The organism is Nonomuraea sp. NPDC049419 (genome assembly GCF_040676995.1).
Classification (GTDB): domain Bacteria; phylum Actinomycetota; class Actinomycetes; order Streptosporangiales; family Streptosporangiaceae; genus Nonomuraea; species Nonomuraea salmonea.
The window spans coordinates 76,937-91,229 of the sequence record NZ_JBFAQB010000023.1 but is presented as its reverse complement, the minus strand read 5'-3'; the positions used below and the strand labels follow the sequence as shown (position 1 = coordinate 91,229).

Sequence of the window (14,293 nt, the reverse complement as noted above, 5' to 3'; positions counted from 1 at the left end):
GCTGTGGCCACGAGGAAAACGCTAGAGATCGAGGGGGCGGCGATCGTCACCGTACGGAGGACATTCGGGGGTAGCTCGCATGGGGGACAGCGCTGTCGGCAGAGCCTTCCCCGTGTTCATGGACGATCTGCCGGACTGGTTGCCGGCCTGGTGTCTGCGCCGGCTCGGCAGCGAGCCCGAGAGCGTGTTGTTCCGGTTGCAGCAGACCTCGATGGTGTTCGGCCTGCGGCTGGCGGCCGCCGCGACGTCATCGGCGTCGGCTGCCGCTGACGCACCCGCCCGGCTCAGGCGGTCGCCGGTTCCGCGCCGGCCGTGCGGTAGGCGTGGGCGAGGAAGAGCGCCGCGTCGTCGAGCGCCTGTCCCGCCTCCTCCACCAGCGCCGTGTGGTGCTGGAAGACGTGCGGGAGTCCGCCCCAGACGCGCAGCGTGACGTCCACGCCGGCCGCGCCCGCCCCGGCGGCCAGGCGTACCGAGTCGTCCAGCAGCAGCTCGTTCGACCCGGCCTGGACGAGCAGCGGCGGCAGGCCGGTGAGGTCGGCGAGCGCGGGGCTGGCCAGCGGCGCGGCCGGGTCGCCGCCGCCGAGGTAGTGCGTGCGGTAGCCCTCGATGTCGGCCCGGACGAAGATCGGGTCGGCGCCCAGCTTGCCCTCCATGCTGGCCCCGGTGAGCGTCAGGTCGGCCCACGGCGAGAACAGCACGGCGCCCGCCGGCATCGGCAACCCCGCCTCGCGGGCCGCGAGCAGCGTGGCGACCGACAGCCCGCCGCCCGCCGAGTCGCCGGCCAGCGCGATCGCGGCCGGGCTCGTGCCTCGTTCCAGCAGCTCGCGGTAGGCGGCCAGGCCGTCGTCGACCGCCGCGGGGAACCGGTGCTCGGGGGCGAGCCGGTAGTCGAGCGAGACGATTCTGGTCCGGGCGCGGCGGGCGAGTTCGCCGGCCAGGGCGGCGTGCGTACGCGGGGAGCCGACGATGTATCCGCCGCCGTGCAGGAACAGCACCACCGTGTCCCCGTCCGCGCCGTCGGGCGTGAGCTCCAGGGCGGGGCGGCCGCCGAGCGTGGTGTCGCGGACGGTGACGCCGTCGGGGGCAGGCAGGTCGAACAGCGTGGCGAAGTCCGTACGGGCCTGCTCGACGGTGTCGCCCGCCGCCTTGGGGGCGTTGCGCAGCATGTCGTCCAGGTCCTGGCGCTGCTGACGGCTCATCGGTGACCTCTCATCCGGTGCGTCCTTCGGGGACGCATCGCGCAACACGCCGCATCCTGATCGCATTCCGGCGAACGGCTCAGCGGACGAAGCGGCTGGTCACGCCGGCCGCCAGCCGGAGCGCCTCCTTGAGCGCGGCGGTGGCGTCGGTGACCGGGTAGAGCACGTGGCGGATCGTCCGGTGGGCGTCGGCGACGATGACGACGGGCTTGAGGTGCAGCGTGTGCCCGGTGCGGAAGGTCGGCAACCCGAGGGCGGCGCACAGCGTCAGCTCGGCGTCCGACAGCACCGGGAACGCCAGCTCGCCCGGCTCCCGCGTGGTGACGCCCCGCAACGCCAGCTCGCCCGGCTCCCGCGTGGTGACGCCCCGCAACGCCACCCCGGCTTCGGCGAGCGCGCCCAGGTCACCGCCGGCGAAGGCGTCGCCGGCGAGGATGACGGTGACGCGCGCGTCGGGGGCGACGACGTCCACCTCGTCGCCGTTCGCCGCCCGGAGGAGCAGGGGATGCGGGATGGGAGTGCCGGGCAGCGCGTGGAGGCGGGCGGTCTCCGTCCCGGTGGGGGCGGTGGTCGGGGTGCCGTCGCCGAGGAGGAAGCGTTCGCCCCAGTCCTGGAGGCCGGCCAGCAGCGGGGCCAGGGCGTGCCCTGCGGCGGTCAGCCGGTATTCGTAGCGGGTGGGCCGCTGCTGGTACGGGCGCCGTTCCAGGACGCCGTGGTCGAGCAGGTGCTTGAGCCGTTCGGCCAGCACCCGGCGCGAGATGCCCAGCTCGGCGTGCAGGTCGTCGAAGCGGTAGCGGCCGCGGGTCACCTCGCGCACGATCAGCAGGCTCCACCACTCCCCCACCACCGCGGCGGCCTGCGCGATCGCGCAACCGGCGTCCTGCTCCCGCAGCTCTCGGGTCACCACGCTTCTCCTCGCTCGCGGGATGGCGCCCGCGTCCCGGACCAGTGTAAGTTCCATCCTGGAACTTAGTGAGTTCCGATGTGGAATTCGTACGGGGAAGGCAGACATGACAGCAATCGTCCGGGTGGCGGGCAGGGAGATCCTCGACAGCCGCGGCAATCCGACCGTGGAGGTGGACGTCGTCCTGGAGGACGGCTCCCTGGGCCGCGCGGCCGTACCGTCGGGCGCGTCGACGGGCACCAACGAGGCGGTGGAGCGGCGCGACGGCGACCCGCGCCGCTTCCACGGCAAGGGCGTGCGCCAGGCGATCGAGGCCGTCACCGGCGAGATCGCCGCGGCCGTCACCGGGATGGACGCCGAGGACCAGGCGGCCGTGGACGAGGCGATGATCGCGCTCGACGGCACGCCGGGCAAGGCCAGGTTGGGGGCGAACGCGGTGCTCGGCGTCTCGCTGGCCACGGCGAAGGCCGCCGCCGCCTCGCACCGGCTGCCGCTCTACCGCTATCTCGGCCCGGACGCCGCGTTCCTGCCGCTACCGATGATGAACGTCATCAACGGCGGCGCGCACGCCGACAACCCGCTCGACTTCCAGGAGTTCATGATCGCGCCGATCGGGGCGACGACCTTCGCGGACGCCGTACGGATGGGCTCGGAGGTCTTCCACACCCTGCGCGCCACGCTCAAGAAGGCCGGCCACCACACCGGCGTCGGCGACGAGGGCGGCTTCGCCCCCGACCTGCGCACCGCGGAAGAGGCGCTCGACCTGATCGGCACCGCGATCTCCGACGCCGGCTACTCCCCCGGCACGCACATCGCCGTCCTGCTCGACCCCGCCGCCTCGGAGTTCTACCGCGACGGCGCCTACCACTACGCCGGCGAGGGCGTCCGGCGCGACGTCGAGGAGCACGCCGCCTACCTGGCCGGGCTCGTCGCCGCCTACCCCATCGTGTCCATCGAGGACCCCATGGCCCAGGACGACGCCGCGGGCTGGCGGCTCGTCACCGAGCGCCTGGGCGCGACCTGCCAGCTCGTCGGCGACGACGTCTTCTGCACCAACGCCGCCCTCCTGCGGGCGGGCATCGACGCCGGCGTCGCGAACTCCATCCTGGTCAAGGTCAACCAGATCGGCACGCTGACCGAGATGCTGACCACCGTACGGACCGCCGAGGAGGCCGGCTACGGCGTCGTCATGTCGCACCGCTCCGGCGAGACCGAGGACACCACGATCGCCGACCTCGCCGTCTCCACCGGCTGCGGCCAGATCAAGACCGGCTCCCTGTCGCGCTCCGAGCGGACCGCCAAGTACAACCAGCTCATCCGCATCGAGGAGGAGCTCGGCGCGGAAGCCCGCTACGCCGGCCGCTCGGCGCTCAAGGTCAGGTGACCTTGCGGGCGGACGCGCGCTGCCTGTAGGCGGCCACCTTGTGCCGGTTGAGGCAGGTGGCGGAGCAGAAACGGCGCTGGCCCGCCGGGGACGCGTCGGTGTAGACGTCGACGCACCGGGAGGCGTGGCAGGTGCCCAGCCGGGCCTGCTCGTGCGTCATGAGCCAGGCCAGCAGGCAGGTGGCCAGCGCGGCGGGCAGCAGGTCGGCGGCGTCGCCGACCGTCCAGTGCAGGCCGCCGGGGGCGGCCACGGGCAGCGGGCGGACGGCGCGGAGCAGGGCGTTCAGCTCCTCCAGGGCCCGGCCGTCGCGCGCCGCGGCGAAGACGGGGAAGACGGCGTTCGCCGCCGCGACGAGGCCGCCGGTCGTGGGCAGCGCGAGCCCGGGGGGCCAGGCCAGGAGATCGTGCGCGTCGGGATACGGTGTCTCCTGCTCTCCCGCGGTCTCACGCGGCGGGTCGGCGTACTCGTTGACGAACGCGACCACGTGTCTCACGTCGAGGACGGGAACGGCGGGCATTCCTCCAGTGTAACCCCGAAAGGCCGACCTTCAGGTTACGAAGGGCAGGCGTGCGGCCTGCGCTCCTGGGCAGCTGACCAGCATGGAGGAAGGTCAGGGATGCGGCAGACCCCGGGTGGCGGTGTCGAGCTGCCTGCTGGGCGAGCCGGTACGGCACAACGGTGGCCACAGCCGCAGCCGCTACCTCACCGACGAGCTCGCGCCGTTCGTGGACTGGCTGCCGCTCTGCCCCGAGATGGCGATCGGCCTCGGCGCGCCCCGCGAGGCGCTGCGCCTCGAACGCTCCCCCGAAGGCCCCCGGCTGATGACCCGCCGCAGCCGCCGCGACCTCACCCCCGCCATGGCGGTGCTGGCCGCCGAGCGCACCGCGGAGCTGGCCGCCGACGGGTACGTGTTCAAGGCCAAGAGCCCGAGCTGCGGCATCCACGGCATCCCGCTCTACGCCGGCGAGAACGCGGTGACCAGGCAGCAGCGCGGCATGTTCGCCGACGCGGTGATCGAGGCGCACCCGCTGCTGCCCGTGGAGGACGACGGCCGGCTCAACGACGCCGTACGTCGGGAGGCGTTCACCGAGCGGATCTTCGCCCACGCCCGGCTGCGCGAGCTGCTGGAGAGCCCATGGAAGCCCCGCGACCTGATGGCCTTCCAGGCCCGGCACAAGATGCAGCTGCTCGCCCACACCACCGAGGGCTACCGCGAGACCGGCCGCCTGGCCGCCCAGGCGGGCACCCGGTCGCGCGACGAGGTGGCCGCCGCCTACAGCATCGCGTTCCGCACCGCGATGGCGGCGCCGACGACGGTCGGGCGGCACGTCAACGTGCTGCAGCACTGCCTCGGCATGATCGGCGACGCGCTCGACCCGGTGCGCCGCGCCGACGTGGCCGAGGTCATCGCCTCCTACCAGGCACGCCGGGTGGCGCTGAGCGTGCCGCTCGCCCTCCTGCTCCACCACGCACGAGGGGCGGCGGCCACGTACGTGGCGGAACAGACGTACTTCCAGCCCTACCCAGAGGACCTCCGCCTGCGCAACCACGTGGTGTGAGGCGCGGATGCGATAGAATGATCAGGTCCCGAGCGGTCGTCCGCCCGGGATTTTGCTTTTCATGTCCTCTTCTCTTCGCGTCGTCCTGAGCGCGGCGCTGCCGTTGCTGCTGTCCATGAGCGCCGGCGTCGTCGCGCAGCTTCTCGGCACCTCCCTGCTCGGCCGCCAGGCGACCGCCGAGCTGGCCGCGTTCACGCTGGCGAGCGCCGTGCTCAGCCCGGTGACGGCCGCCGTGGCGGGCGGTCTGCGCGGGATGTCGCCGTTCGTCGCCGCCTGCCGTGACCGTCCCGCCGAGGCGCTCGCCGTCCTGAAGGACGCCCGCTGGCTCACGCTCGCGCTCGGGACGGCGGGCGCCGGCGTGGTGCTGGCCGTGCCTCTCATCGCGCGGGCCGGCGGGGCGCCCGAGGCGGCGATCGCCGAGCTGGGCGCCTTGCCCGCGCTCCTCGCCGGGCAGGTGCTGCTGTCGGCGGCGGGCAGCGGCGCGGGCGGCATGCTGATCGCGCTGCGGCACAGCAGAAAGGTGCTGTGGTCCGGCCTCTCCGGTACGGCGGCACAGGTCGTCCTGCTGCTCACGCTCGTGCCCGCGTACGGCGTCCAGGGCACAGGCGTCGCGATGGTCACCGCCACTGCTGTCCAAGTCGTGGTCTCGAACGTGCTGCTGCTGCGGCTGCCCGAGCTGGCCGGGCAATCGTGGTGGCCGGGACGGCCGCGCGGGCGGCGGATTCTGCGCATGGCCAGGGTCGGCCTGCCCCTGTCCGCCACGCTGATCGTCAAGTTCACGGTGATGGGCGGGGTCGCGTACGCCGCCGCGCGCACCGGCGTGCACCAGGCCGCCGCGCACGCGATCCTGCTGTCCCTGGACGGACTCCTGGGGCTCGCCGCCTTCGCCGCCGCACAGGCGGTGACGCCGGAGGTCGCGCGGGCGTCGTCCCCTCGCGAGGCCAGGCGGCTGATCCTCGCCGCCGTCACGGTCGCGGCGGGCGGGGTTCTCGCAGGCGGGGTGGTGGTGCTCGTCGCCGGTGACGTGGTGCTGCGGCTGTTCACGCAGGACGCCGCCGTGCACTCCCTCGCTCTTGGGCTGGTGCCGCTGCTCGTGGCGTTCTCGCTGGTGAGCAACTGCGCGATCGTCACCGCGTACGGGCTGGTCGGGCTCAAGCGCTCGACCTGGCAGCTGGCCGCGGTCGGCACCGGTTACGGCCTGCTCGCGCTCGCCATGGTCCCGGCGGCCACGGCCTGGGGGCTGGCCGGGCTATGGGGCGCCATGATCGCGACCGCCGCGCTCATCTGGGCGCTCCAGATCACCGCCTTCGTCCGGCACAGCGCCGCGATCGCGCCCGCCGCCTAAGATCGGAGATCAGCTGATCCCTACGCGCCCGAGGGAAATCATGGACACCGCCACGTCCGTCACGATCGACGACGTCCGTGCCGCCGCCGCCCGGCTCGACGGCATCGCGCACCGCACGCCCGTGCTCACCTCCCGCATGCTCAACGAGCGCGCCGGCGCCGAGGTGTTCGTCAAGTGCGAGAACCTCCAGCGCGTCGGGGCGTTCAAGTTCCGCGGCGCGTACAACGCCATCGCGCTGCTCTCCCCTGAGCAGCGGGCGCGGGGCGTCGCCGCCTACTCCTCGGGGAACCACGCCCAGGCCGTCGCGCTGGCCGCGCGCGAGCTCGGCACCTCGGCCGTCATCCTCATGCCCGAGGACGCGCCCCGCTCCAAGCGCGCGGCCGCCGCCGGTTACGGCGCCGAGGTCGTCACCTACGACCGCTACACCGACGACCGCACCGCGCTCGCGCGCGCCCTGGCCGACGAGCGCGGCCTCGCCCTCATCCCTCCCTACGACCATCCCGACGTCATCGCCGGTCAGGGCACCGCCGCCCTTGAGCTGCTGGCCGAGACCGGCGAGCTGGACGCCCTGCTCGTGCCCGTCGGCGGCGGCGGGCTGCTGGCCGGCACCGCGATCGCCGCCACTTCAGTGCACCCGGCCATCCGGGTCATCGGCGTCGAGCCGGAGAGCGGCGACGACACCAAGCGCTCGCTGGAGGCCGGGGAGCGCGTCACCATCCCCGTGCCCAGGACGATCGCCGACGGGCAGGCGTTGCCCACGCCGGGCGAGCTGACGTTCGCGATCAACCGGCGGCTGGCCGACGGGGTCGTGCTGGTGAGCGACGCGGAGATCGTGGAGGCGATGCGGTTCGCGTTCGAGTACCTGAAGGTCGTCATCGAGCCCAGCGGCGCCACCCCGCTCGCCGCCCTGCTCTCCGGCCGCCTCGACGCCGCACCTGGCCGCGTGGGCCTCATCGCCTCAGGCGGCAACGTCGACGCACAACGCTTCACCGACCTGCTCAGCGCGAGCTAGCGTCGGTCACCGCAGTAATTCGGCCAGCAGCGCACCGAACTCGTCGGGGTGCGTGCTGAGCCCGGTATGGCCACCGGGAAAGTGCACCAGCTCCGTGCCGAACCGCTCCGCCATGACCGCCGCCGGCCGGTAGGGCACCTCTCCCCGCGACTCGACGCCACCTGCAAGCACCAGCCGCTCGGACAGGGCCTGAAGCCGGTCGAGGTCGGGCACATAGCCCATGAAACTCGGCACGATTCGCCCGAGAAAGTACGGCATATCCCCCATCGTCCGCTCCACCCTCGCGGCGGCCTCCGCCGGCAACCCACCCGCCTCCACCGGTGCGGCGGAGGGAGTGGAAGGGGCGGGACGGCCGGCCCGGGCACCGGCGCCGGGCTCCGGCGCAGGCGAGGCAGAGCCCGCCCGCGGACCTTCGGCAGGCGCCGGCGTAGGTGTGGTGCGGCTCGCGTTGGTGTCGGCGAGTGGCTCGGGTGAGGTGGGCTTCGCTTGGAGGCCGGCGGGTGGCTCGGGTGAGGTGGGCTCCGCTTGGAGGCCGGCGGCGAAGATGGCTGCCGCGGGCATCAGGCCCTCCCTTTGCAGGGTGTCCTGGACCCTGATGAGGAGGGCTCGGTGCTCGGGGGCGTCTGAGAGGACCTCTACCAGCGGGGGTTCGTGGGCCACCACCTTTTGCACGCGGTCGGGGTGGGCGGCGAGCAGGTGGAGGGCGGTGATCGCGCCGGAGCTGCAGCCTGCCACGCGGGCGGGGGCGTCCGGCGAGAGCAGCTCCAGTAGCCGGTATGCGTCCTCGGCGTGCTGCTCGACCCGCTGGGGCGCGTCGGGGTCGTCGAGCGGGCTGCGGGTCAGGCCGCGCGGGTCGTAGGAGGCGACCGTGTAGTCGGCGGCGAGCCGGTCGGCGACGGCGTCGAAGGAGGCGGCGCCGCCCGTCCCGCCGGGGATCAGCAACACGAGCGGCCCGCTGCCGCGCACCTCGTAGTGCAGGGTGGCGCCGTCCACGCGCAACCGCCCCGACGTCGGTGCGAGGCCGTTCACGGCCGGCCGTCCGGTCGTCGGCGTGGTGCTGTCCACGGGCAGCCGTCCGGTCGTCGGCGTGGCACTGTCCGCGCGGTGTCGTGATGGGGGCGGGGTTGCGCCTTCTCCCCGCGGTCGGCCGGTGGGTGGGGTGGTCATGTGGGGGTTTCCTCTTCGCGGGTTGGCCAGTGTTCGAGGGCGTTGTGCAGGGCTTCGATACAGCGGGGCCATGAGTCGGTGGCTGGGCGGCTGTGGGCGAAGCCGCCGGCCGCCTCGATGCTGACGAAGCCGTGCAGGGCGCTGCGGATCAGGCGGACGGCGTCGGTCAGGTCCGGCTCCTCCAGCCGGTACGCCCGCAGCATGCTGTACGTCAGCTCGACCGCCCGCCGCGGCCCCGCCGCCTTGGCGGCCAGCTCGGGGTCGATGGGGATCGGGACCTGGGTCGCGGTGTAGCGGCCCGGATGGTCGTGGGCGTAGGCCCGCCAGGCGTCGGCGTACGCGACGAGCGCGTCCTTGCCGGCCCGCCCCGCGGTGGCCTCGGCGATGCGGATGGTCTTCTCGTCCGCGCCCAGCAGCGCGATCCGCCCCCGCAGGTCCTCCAAGTTGCGTACGTGCGCGTAGAGGCTGGCGTCCTTGACGCCGAGCCGGCGCGCCACCGCCGACATGGTGACGTGGTCGAGCCCGACCTCGTCGGCCAGGTCCGCGGCGGTGAGCGTCACGCGTTCCACGGTCAGCCCGGCACGCGCCATAGGTCACCGACCCTTCCTAGGCAAAACCTTACTGCACTAGGTTATACCTAACGCCCCTAGGAAAGGGTGACCAGGGCCTCCATGGCCTCGCGTTCGATGCGGGACAGGTCGCGCAGGAGCGCCGCGGCCTGGGCGAGGTGGCCGGGGTCAGCGCTCTCCCCCGCCTTGGCGATCAGCGCCGACACGTCGGTCCACAGGCCGGCGGCCTCGGCGTACAGCCGGTGACCTGTACGCAGCTCCGCACCCCCCACCAGCTCGGCGCAGGCGGCGAGGAAGTCCCGGTAGAGCGCGCGGAACAGGCCGCCGCCGGTACCGCCCCGCTCCATGAGGTGAGCGGCCTGCGGCAGGTCGCGGCGCGGGTCCTCGGCGCGGTCCCACCAGGCAGGCACCTTCGCGGCGGCCTTGGCGATGCCGCGGTGGCCGAGGTTCGCGATGGGCGCGGCGAGGAAGGCGGCGGCGCAGTCCCTGACCGCGGGAACCAGGTGCTCCTGCCAGCGGACCGGGTGCGCGGGCAGGGCGAGGGTGAAGGAGCGGTTCCTGGCGGTCATGGGGCCGCGTTCCGCGCGGGCGCGGGCGAGGCCGGCGAGCCCGGTACGCACGTCGCCGCCCTGCTGCGCGGTGTCCACCAGGTAGGCGTCGTGGTCGTCGTAGCCGTACACGGCGACGACGTGCCCGCCGAAGTGCACCTTCGAGCGGAAGTAGTCGAGGTGGTAGCAGTCGAGCTGCAGGCCGACGGGACGGCCCGCGTCAAGGGCCGCGGCCACGTTCGCCCAGGCCCGGCGCGGTGAGGCGGTCTCCTGGACGGTCAGCGTCAGGTCCAGCCTGGCGGCCAGGTTCCTGGTCAGCTCGAACGGTTTGACCCGGCCCCCGACGAACGGCACCGGCATCGCCCTGCCGTCCCAGTAGACGAACGACAGGCCGGCGCCGAGCCCGAACAGCAGCGGCTCCGGCAGGTCGAGCCCTTCGTGGCGGAGCAGCACCCCGAGCGCGGTGGTCTCGCAGTGGTGCAGGCCGCGGGGCTCGACGCCGGTCACGATGGTCATCCTCGAATCTCCTCAGAGCGTGGTGGGGCTGAGGAGTAGCATGAGGTCTCCCCCGGGGGGAGAGTCCACCCGTCCCGCAGCGGCAGGAGCCCCATGGACGAGACGTACGACGCGTTCATCGCCCGCCCTGTGGCCGAGAGGCGGCGGCTCTACCAGGGCCTGTCCGCGCAGGAGCGCAGCGACCTCTGGCTCGAGCAGCTGCTCCGTTTCCGCGCCGACAACGCCGAGCTGACGGCGGAGCAGCGCGGCGTGCTGGACGAGGCCGAGGCGCTGATCCGTGACGCGTCGACGTTCGAGCCGGGCAGCCCGCCCACCCCCGGCCTTGAGCGGGTGGGCGAGGCGGCGATCGCCGCCTTCGGCAAGGACACCGCCCTCCTGCTGCTGGCCAGCCTCGGGCCGCCCGACGGCGACGCCTGCTCCATCGCCTGACCGCCTCAGGCGCGCCGCGGATCGGGCCTCGGCAGCAGGCAGCCCGGCCGGTCGAGGTCGAGCCGGTTGCCGGTGGCGAGGCAGGTGGTCAGCCAGTACGTCTGCGTGCCGTACGCGATGGACTTGTGCTTGGTGATGACGCCGTCGCGGTCCATCTCGCACGGGTTGTCCTGGGTGCAGGCGCCACCGTCGCGGTTGCTGGTGTTGTTGATGCCGACGACCTGGCCGCTCTTGACGTCCACGACCGGCGAGCCGGAGCTGCCCGGCCCGGTCTGGCACGCCTTGGTGTAGCGCAGCACGTCCTCGGTGACGTAGCCCGACTCCAGCACCCGGTAGGCGAGCCGGTCGATCGCGCAGGTGAAGACCTTCTTCAGGCCGCCGGAGAGCACCTTGATCCGGGTGCCCGGCGCGGGGCGGGCGGCCGCGAGGGTGAGCGGGCGGACCTGGTGGTCGCGCTCCAGCCGCCGGTACGTGGTGCCGAGCCGGTAGAGGGCGACGTCGGTGCCGGTCATCGTGACGTACGCGGCCCTTTCCGCGTGCACGGCGGCGGCCGGTCGCCCGGCGTCGTCGAGCAGCCGGATGAGGCGGTGGGATGGCCGGTCCACCAGCACTTCGCCGGGCACCGGCCAGGCGCCTTCGTAGCAGTGCCCGTTCGTCAGGACGAGTGCGGGGTCGTCGGGGGTGCTGGCCTGGGTGCGTACGAGGGCGCCCGAGCAGCCGTTCACCTCGGCGGTGCCGGCCAGGCCCGACACCGGCGAGAGGAGGGCGGCGAGGAGCATGAGGATGCGCATCTGGGAGTCCGTTCTTTGAGAGGGGTCACTGCATGCCGGGGCAGGTGCCCGTGGCGGTGTGGCCGGTGCGGAAGAACTCGACGGCCTTGTCCGCGCACGGCAGCTTGGCCAGCGAGGCGTGCGCGTCGTCCTGGACGGTGAGCAGGGCGCCGCCGGCCACCTTGACCGTGTCCACCGCCCACGCGTACGGCGTGGTGGCCTCGTCGACGTGGCCCGACACCTGCAGCGGGCTCGCGCCCCTGACCGGCCGCCACGGCTGCGCGGGCCACGGCCAGCCGGCGCACCAGCTGCCGAACTGGATGCCGCCCCCGGTCGCCGGGTACGTGCGCCGCCTGGCCTCCGCGTCGGCCCACAGCCGGTCGAAGTCGCGCCCGCCGGCGCCCTCGTTGCAGAAGACCCCGTTGTACTGGGTGGAGTTCAGGCCGAGCGGCGCGTCATCGAAGCCGTACACCGGGGCGGTGCCGGAGCTAGGGCGTGCCGAGCGGGGGACGCCGCCGTCGCGAGCGGTCGCCAGGTCCCTGGCGGCGGTGGCCCAGCCGGTCGCGTCGAGGCCGAGCAGGCTCCTGACCCACTCGCCGTCCAGCCTGGCGCCCTTGCCCGCCGGGCGCGGCTTCCTGGCCAGCTTGTCGCGCAGGGCGAAGACGGCTTCGCGGGCCTGCTGCGGAGTGGCGCCGAAGTGGTATTCGGGGTCGTGCCCGGCCAGCCAGGTGACGAAGCCGTCGAAGTTGCGCTCGGCGACCGCGTCCACGGCGGCGTCCATCGCGGCGAGGTCCATGACCGGCGGCATCACCGAGTCCAGCCACATCCGCTCGACGCGGGTGTCGAACAGCGAGCGGTAGTTGAGCCCCACCGCGGTGCCGTACGAGACGCCGTAGAAGCTGATCTTCGGTACGCCGAGCGCCGCCCTGATCGCGTCGACGTCCCGGGCGATGTTCCTGGTGGTGAGCTGCCTGGCGAAGGCCGGGTCGAGGGCGGTGCACCGCTTGTTGGCGGCGGCCATGTGGTCGAAGAGCGCCTTCGCCCGCGCCTTGGCCGACGCCTTGGCCGGCGGCTCGAACGTGCCCTCGTCGCAGTCGATCCTGTCGCTGTAGCCGACGCCGCGCGGGTCGAACCCGATCAGGTCGTGGTCGGTGGCCAGCGGGGCGAGGCCGTTGGCGGCGTAGCTCGACGGGGCGGTGATGTTGGAGATGCCGGGGCCGCCGGGGCTGATGACGAGCACGCCCCGCCGCTTCGCGGGGTCTGCGGCCTTCAGCCGGCTCACCGCGATCCTGATCTTCCGCCCGTCCGGCTTCGCGTAGTCCATCGGAACGGTCACCAGCGCACATTCCGACTTGGTGTCCTCCGGCGCCGGCCAGTCCTTGGCCGTCGTGGCACACGGCCGCCAGGTGACCGTCTCCACGGCCTGATCGGCCGCGGCGGCCGCCGGTGGGGCGGTGAGGCAGGCGACCGCCGCCCCCGCCAGCGCGGCGTGGGCGAGGTTTCTGGTGCTGGGCATCGTCGTGTCTTTCCGTGGTGCCGCCCGCGCGCCGCCCGGCACGCGGGGCACGCCGTGCGGCGCACACGGGACATCCTGGGCGGCCCGCCCCTCCATCGTGTATCAGTCGCCGCGCGGGCTCGTATCAATCCCATAAATTTAGCTGCGCAAGCAATTACGTGGAATAGTTGCCTGCGCAACCATGTTGTTCGGCGACGTACACGGCCGGTGGCGACCGAGCCGCCGGCCGGGAAGGAGAGACACTCATGTCCACCGTTTTCGTGGCAGGCGCGACCGGCACGCTCGGCCGCCTCGTCATCGGCAGCCTCCAGCGGCGCGGCGCCAGGGTCCGCGCCCTCGTCAGGCCGGGCAACACCGAGGGCCGCAGGGCGCTCGGCCAGGACGTCGAGGTCGTCGAAGGCGACATCCGCGACCCCGCCGACCGGCTCGCCCGCGCGCTGGAGGGCTCCGACGTGATCGTCTCCGCCGTCCAGGGCGGCGCCGACGTCATCATCGACGGCCAGGCCAACCTCCTGAGCGCGGCCGAGCGGGCCGGGGTCCCCCGGCTGATCCCGTCCGACTTCTCGCTGGCCATCGACCGGCTCGACCACGGCGACAACGACTTCGCCGACCTGCGCAAGAAGGCCGCCGAGTCGTTCGCGGGCAGCCCCGTGGCGACCACGTCGGTGCTCTGCGGCGCCTTCCTGGAGGTGCTCAACCAGCCCTTCTACAACTGGGTGGACTGGCGCTCCGGCACTTTCAGCTACTGGGGCGACGGCGACCAGCCGGTCGACTTCTCCACCATGACCGACACCGCCGAGTGGACGGCCGAGGCGGCGCTCGACCCGGCCGCCGCCGGCCGCACGGTGCGGGTCGCGGGAGACGTGCTGACGCTGAAGGAGCTGCACCAGGCGATGGAGCGCGGCTCGGGCCGGCGGCTCCAGGCCCGCAGGCTCGGCGGGGTCGGCGAGCTGAAGGCCGAGATCGACCGCCTCCAGGCCGACGGGGCCGACCCGTTCGCGTGGCTGCTGCTGCAGTACACCTGGGCCATGGTGAGCGGGAAGGGCAAGCTCGACCCGCTCGACAACCACCGCTACCCGGGCGTCCGCCCGACCGGCGCGGAGGAGTTCTTCCGCCAGGCCATGAGCCCCTCGGCCTAGGCTTGCCCACGACCGGTGCCCGGCGAGAGAGTGGCGTTGTGGATCGTACGGACATCTCCCGGATGAGAGCTGAGCGAGCGGTCCATCGCGCCCTCCGGCACAAGCGGCGGGTGAACAGGGCGCTGCGCCGGGCGTCGGTCGTGGCGGCCGCGATCGTGATCACCTTCATGGCGGTGCTCGCGATCGTCGTGACGGCCTTCGGCCTCCAGCACTGGTGGTGACGGGCGAGGCTCTTC

15 protein-coding genes are annotated in these 14,293 nt (G+C 73.3%); 7 read left to right on the top strand and 8 right to left on the bottom strand.

What is annotated here, in order from left to right; genetic code table 11:
• Window positions 1-284: 284 nt before the first annotated feature.
• Both AB0K12_RS41430 and AB0K12_RS41425 read right to left on the bottom strand, forming a co-directional pair.
• Window positions 285-1,199, bottom strand: a complete 915-nt coding sequence (locus AB0K12_RS41430; RefSeq protein ID WP_364573516.1) for an alpha/beta hydrolase — start codon at window positions 1,197-1,199, stop codon at window positions 285-287.
• Window positions 1,200-1,278: 79 nt separating this feature from the next.
• Entirely contained in the window at window positions 1,279-2,103 is an 825-nt protein-coding gene (locus AB0K12_RS41425; protein ID WP_364573514.1) for a winged helix-turn-helix transcriptional regulator, read from the bottom strand.
• 106 nt (window positions 2,104-2,209) lie between these two features.
• Here AB0K12_RS41425 and eno point away from each other — a divergent pair, with 106 nt between their 5' ends.
• Complete coding sequence (gene eno, locus AB0K12_RS41420) at window positions 2,210-3,487, top strand: phosphopyruvate hydratase (protein ID WP_364573512.1); 1,278 nt, start codon at window positions 2,210-2,212, stop codon at window positions 3,485-3,487.
• Here eno and AB0K12_RS41415 read toward each other — a convergent pair.
• A complete protein-coding gene (locus tag AB0K12_RS41415) occupies window positions 3,480-4,004 on the bottom strand; it encodes a CGNR zinc finger domain-containing protein (protein ID WP_364573510.1) in 525 nt (174 codons plus the stop codon). The two genes, eno and AB0K12_RS41415, sit on opposite strands and share 8 nt — an antisense overlap.
• An 82-nt stretch (window positions 4,005-4,086) precedes the next feature.
• Between AB0K12_RS41415 and AB0K12_RS41410 the strand changes: the two genes are divergently transcribed.
• From AB0K12_RS41410 to AB0K12_RS41400, 3 genes are all read left to right on the top strand, one after another.
• A complete protein-coding gene (locus AB0K12_RS41410) occupies window positions 4,087-5,046 on the top strand; it encodes a DUF523 and DUF1722 domain-containing protein (RefSeq protein WP_364573508.1) in 960 nt (319 codons plus the stop codon).
• Window positions 5,047-5,107: 61 nt separating this feature from the next.
• Window positions 5,108-6,391 carry an MATE family efflux transporter gene (locus tag AB0K12_RS41405; protein ID WP_364573506.1) on the top strand — a complete coding sequence of 428 codons (1,284 nt, stop codon included), beginning with the start codon at window positions 5,108-5,110 and terminating at the stop codon, window positions 6,389-6,391.
• Window positions 6,392-6,431: 40 nt separating this feature from the next.
• Window positions 6,432-7,403, top strand: a complete 972-nt coding sequence (locus tag AB0K12_RS41400) for a threo-3-hydroxy-L-aspartate ammonia-lyase (RefSeq protein WP_364573504.1) — start codon at window positions 6,432-6,434, stop codon at window positions 7,401-7,403.
• Between the two features lie 6 nt (window positions 7,404-7,409).
• On the opposite strand, the gene AB0K12_RS41395 is transcribed toward AB0K12_RS41400, so the two are convergent.
• The 3 genes from AB0K12_RS41395 to AB0K12_RS41385 all read right to left on the bottom strand — a co-directional run bounded on the left by AB0K12_RS41395 (window position 7,410) and on the right by AB0K12_RS41385 (window position 10,203).
• Window positions 7,410-8,468: an alpha/beta fold hydrolase gene (locus AB0K12_RS41395; protein ID WP_364573502.1), complete on the bottom strand. Its 1,059-nt coding sequence runs from the start codon at window positions 8,466-8,468 to the stop codon at window positions 7,410-7,412.
• Window positions 8,469-8,566: 98 nt separating this feature from the next.
• On the bottom strand, window positions 8,567-9,160 hold the full coding sequence (locus AB0K12_RS41390; protein WP_364573500.1) for a WHG domain-containing protein: 594 nt from the start codon (window positions 9,158-9,160) through the stop codon (window positions 8,567-8,569).
• A gap of 56 nt (window positions 9,161-9,216) precedes the next feature.
• Window positions 9,217-10,203 (bottom strand): BtrH N-terminal domain-containing protein, encoded by a 987-nt coding sequence (locus tag AB0K12_RS41385; RefSeq protein WP_364573498.1) that lies wholly within the window; start codon window positions 10,201-10,203, stop codon window positions 9,217-9,219.
• Window positions 10,204-10,296: 93 nt separating this feature from the next.
• On the opposite strand from AB0K12_RS41385, the gene AB0K12_RS41380 reads away from it, so the two are divergent.
• Window positions 10,297-10,632, top strand: a complete 336-nt coding sequence (locus tag AB0K12_RS41380) for a bacteriocin fulvocin C-related protein (protein ID WP_364573496.1) — start codon at window positions 10,297-10,299, stop codon at window positions 10,630-10,632.
• Window positions 10,633-10,637: 5 nt separating this feature from the next.
• Here the strand turns inward: AB0K12_RS41380 and AB0K12_RS41375 are convergent, their stop codons facing one another.
• The gene (locus AB0K12_RS41375; protein WP_364573494.1) at window positions 10,638-11,423 is read right to left on the bottom strand and encodes a serine protease; all 786 of its coding nucleotides are present in this window, start codon (window positions 11,421-11,423) and stop codon (window positions 10,638-10,640) included.
• A gap of 25 nt (window positions 11,424-11,448) precedes the next feature.
• Window positions 11,449-12,918, bottom strand: coding sequence for an alpha/beta fold hydrolase (locus AB0K12_RS41370; RefSeq protein ID WP_364573492.1), 1,470 nt, complete (start codon window positions 12,916-12,918; stop codon window positions 11,449-11,451).
• A gap of 245 nt (window positions 12,919-13,163) precedes the next feature.
• Between AB0K12_RS41370 and AB0K12_RS41365 the strand changes: the two genes are divergently transcribed.
• Window positions 13,164-14,057 (top strand): NmrA family NAD(P)-binding protein, encoded by an 894-nt coding sequence (locus AB0K12_RS41365; protein ID WP_364573490.1) that lies wholly within the window; start codon window positions 13,164-13,166, stop codon window positions 14,055-14,057.
• 62 nt (window positions 14,058-14,119) lie between these two features.
• Window positions 14,120-14,278 carry a hypothetical protein gene (locus AB0K12_RS41360; RefSeq protein WP_345385290.1) on the top strand — a complete coding sequence of 53 codons (159 nt, stop codon included), beginning with the start codon at window positions 14,120-14,122 and terminating at the stop codon, window positions 14,276-14,278.
• Window positions 14,279-14,293: the final 15 nt, after the last annotated feature.

Excerpts from the sequence above, each read along its gene's own strand:
- AB0K12_RS41410 (WP_364573508.1), top strand. The coding sequence starts at position 4,087 with ATGGAGGAAGGTCAGGGATGCGGCAGACCCCGGGTGGCGGTGTCGAGC.
- AB0K12_RS41385 (WP_364573498.1), bottom strand. The coding sequence starts at position 10,203 with ATGACCATCGTGACCGGCGTCGAGCCCCGCGGCCTGCACCACTGCGAG.
- AB0K12_RS41365 (WP_364573490.1), top strand. The coding sequence starts at position 13,164 with ATGTCCACCGTTTTCGTGGCAGGCGCGACCGGCACGCTCGGCCGCCTC.
- AB0K12_RS41370 (WP_364573492.1), bottom strand. The coding sequence starts at position 12,918 with ATGCCCAGCACCAGAAACCTCGCCCACGCCGCGCTGGCGGGGGCGGCG.
- AB0K12_RS41405 (WP_364573506.1), top strand. The coding sequence starts at position 5,108 with ATGTCCTCTTCTCTTCGCGTCGTCCTGAGCGCGGCGCTGCCGTTGCTG.
- AB0K12_RS41400 (WP_364573504.1), top strand. The coding sequence starts at position 6,432 with ATGGACACCGCCACGTCCGTCACGATCGACGACGTCCGTGCCGCCGCC.
- AB0K12_RS41390 (WP_364573500.1), bottom strand. The coding sequence starts at position 9,160 with ATGGCGCGTGCCGGGCTGACCGTGGAACGCGTGACGCTCACCGCCGCG.
- AB0K12_RS41380 (WP_364573496.1), top strand. The coding sequence starts at position 10,297 with ATGGACGAGACGTACGACGCGTTCATCGCCCGCCCTGTGGCCGAGAGG.
- AB0K12_RS41360 (WP_345385290.1), top strand. The coding sequence starts at position 14,120 with ATGAGAGCTGAGCGAGCGGTCCATCGCGCCCTCCGGCACAAGCGGCGG.
- AB0K12_RS41415 (WP_364573510.1), bottom strand. The coding sequence starts at position 4,004 with ATGCCCGCCGTTCCCGTCCTCGACGTGAGACACGTGGTCGCGTTCGTC.
- AB0K12_RS41375 (WP_364573494.1), bottom strand. The coding sequence starts at position 11,423 with ATGCGCATCCTCATGCTCCTCGCCGCCCTCCTCTCGCCGGTGTCGGGC.
- AB0K12_RS41430 (WP_364573516.1), bottom strand. The coding sequence starts at position 1,199 with ATGAGCCGTCAGCAGCGCCAGGACCTGGACGACATGCTGCGCAACGCC.
- eno (WP_364573512.1), top strand. The coding sequence starts at position 2,210 with ATGACAGCAATCGTCCGGGTGGCGGGCAGGGAGATCCTCGACAGCCGC.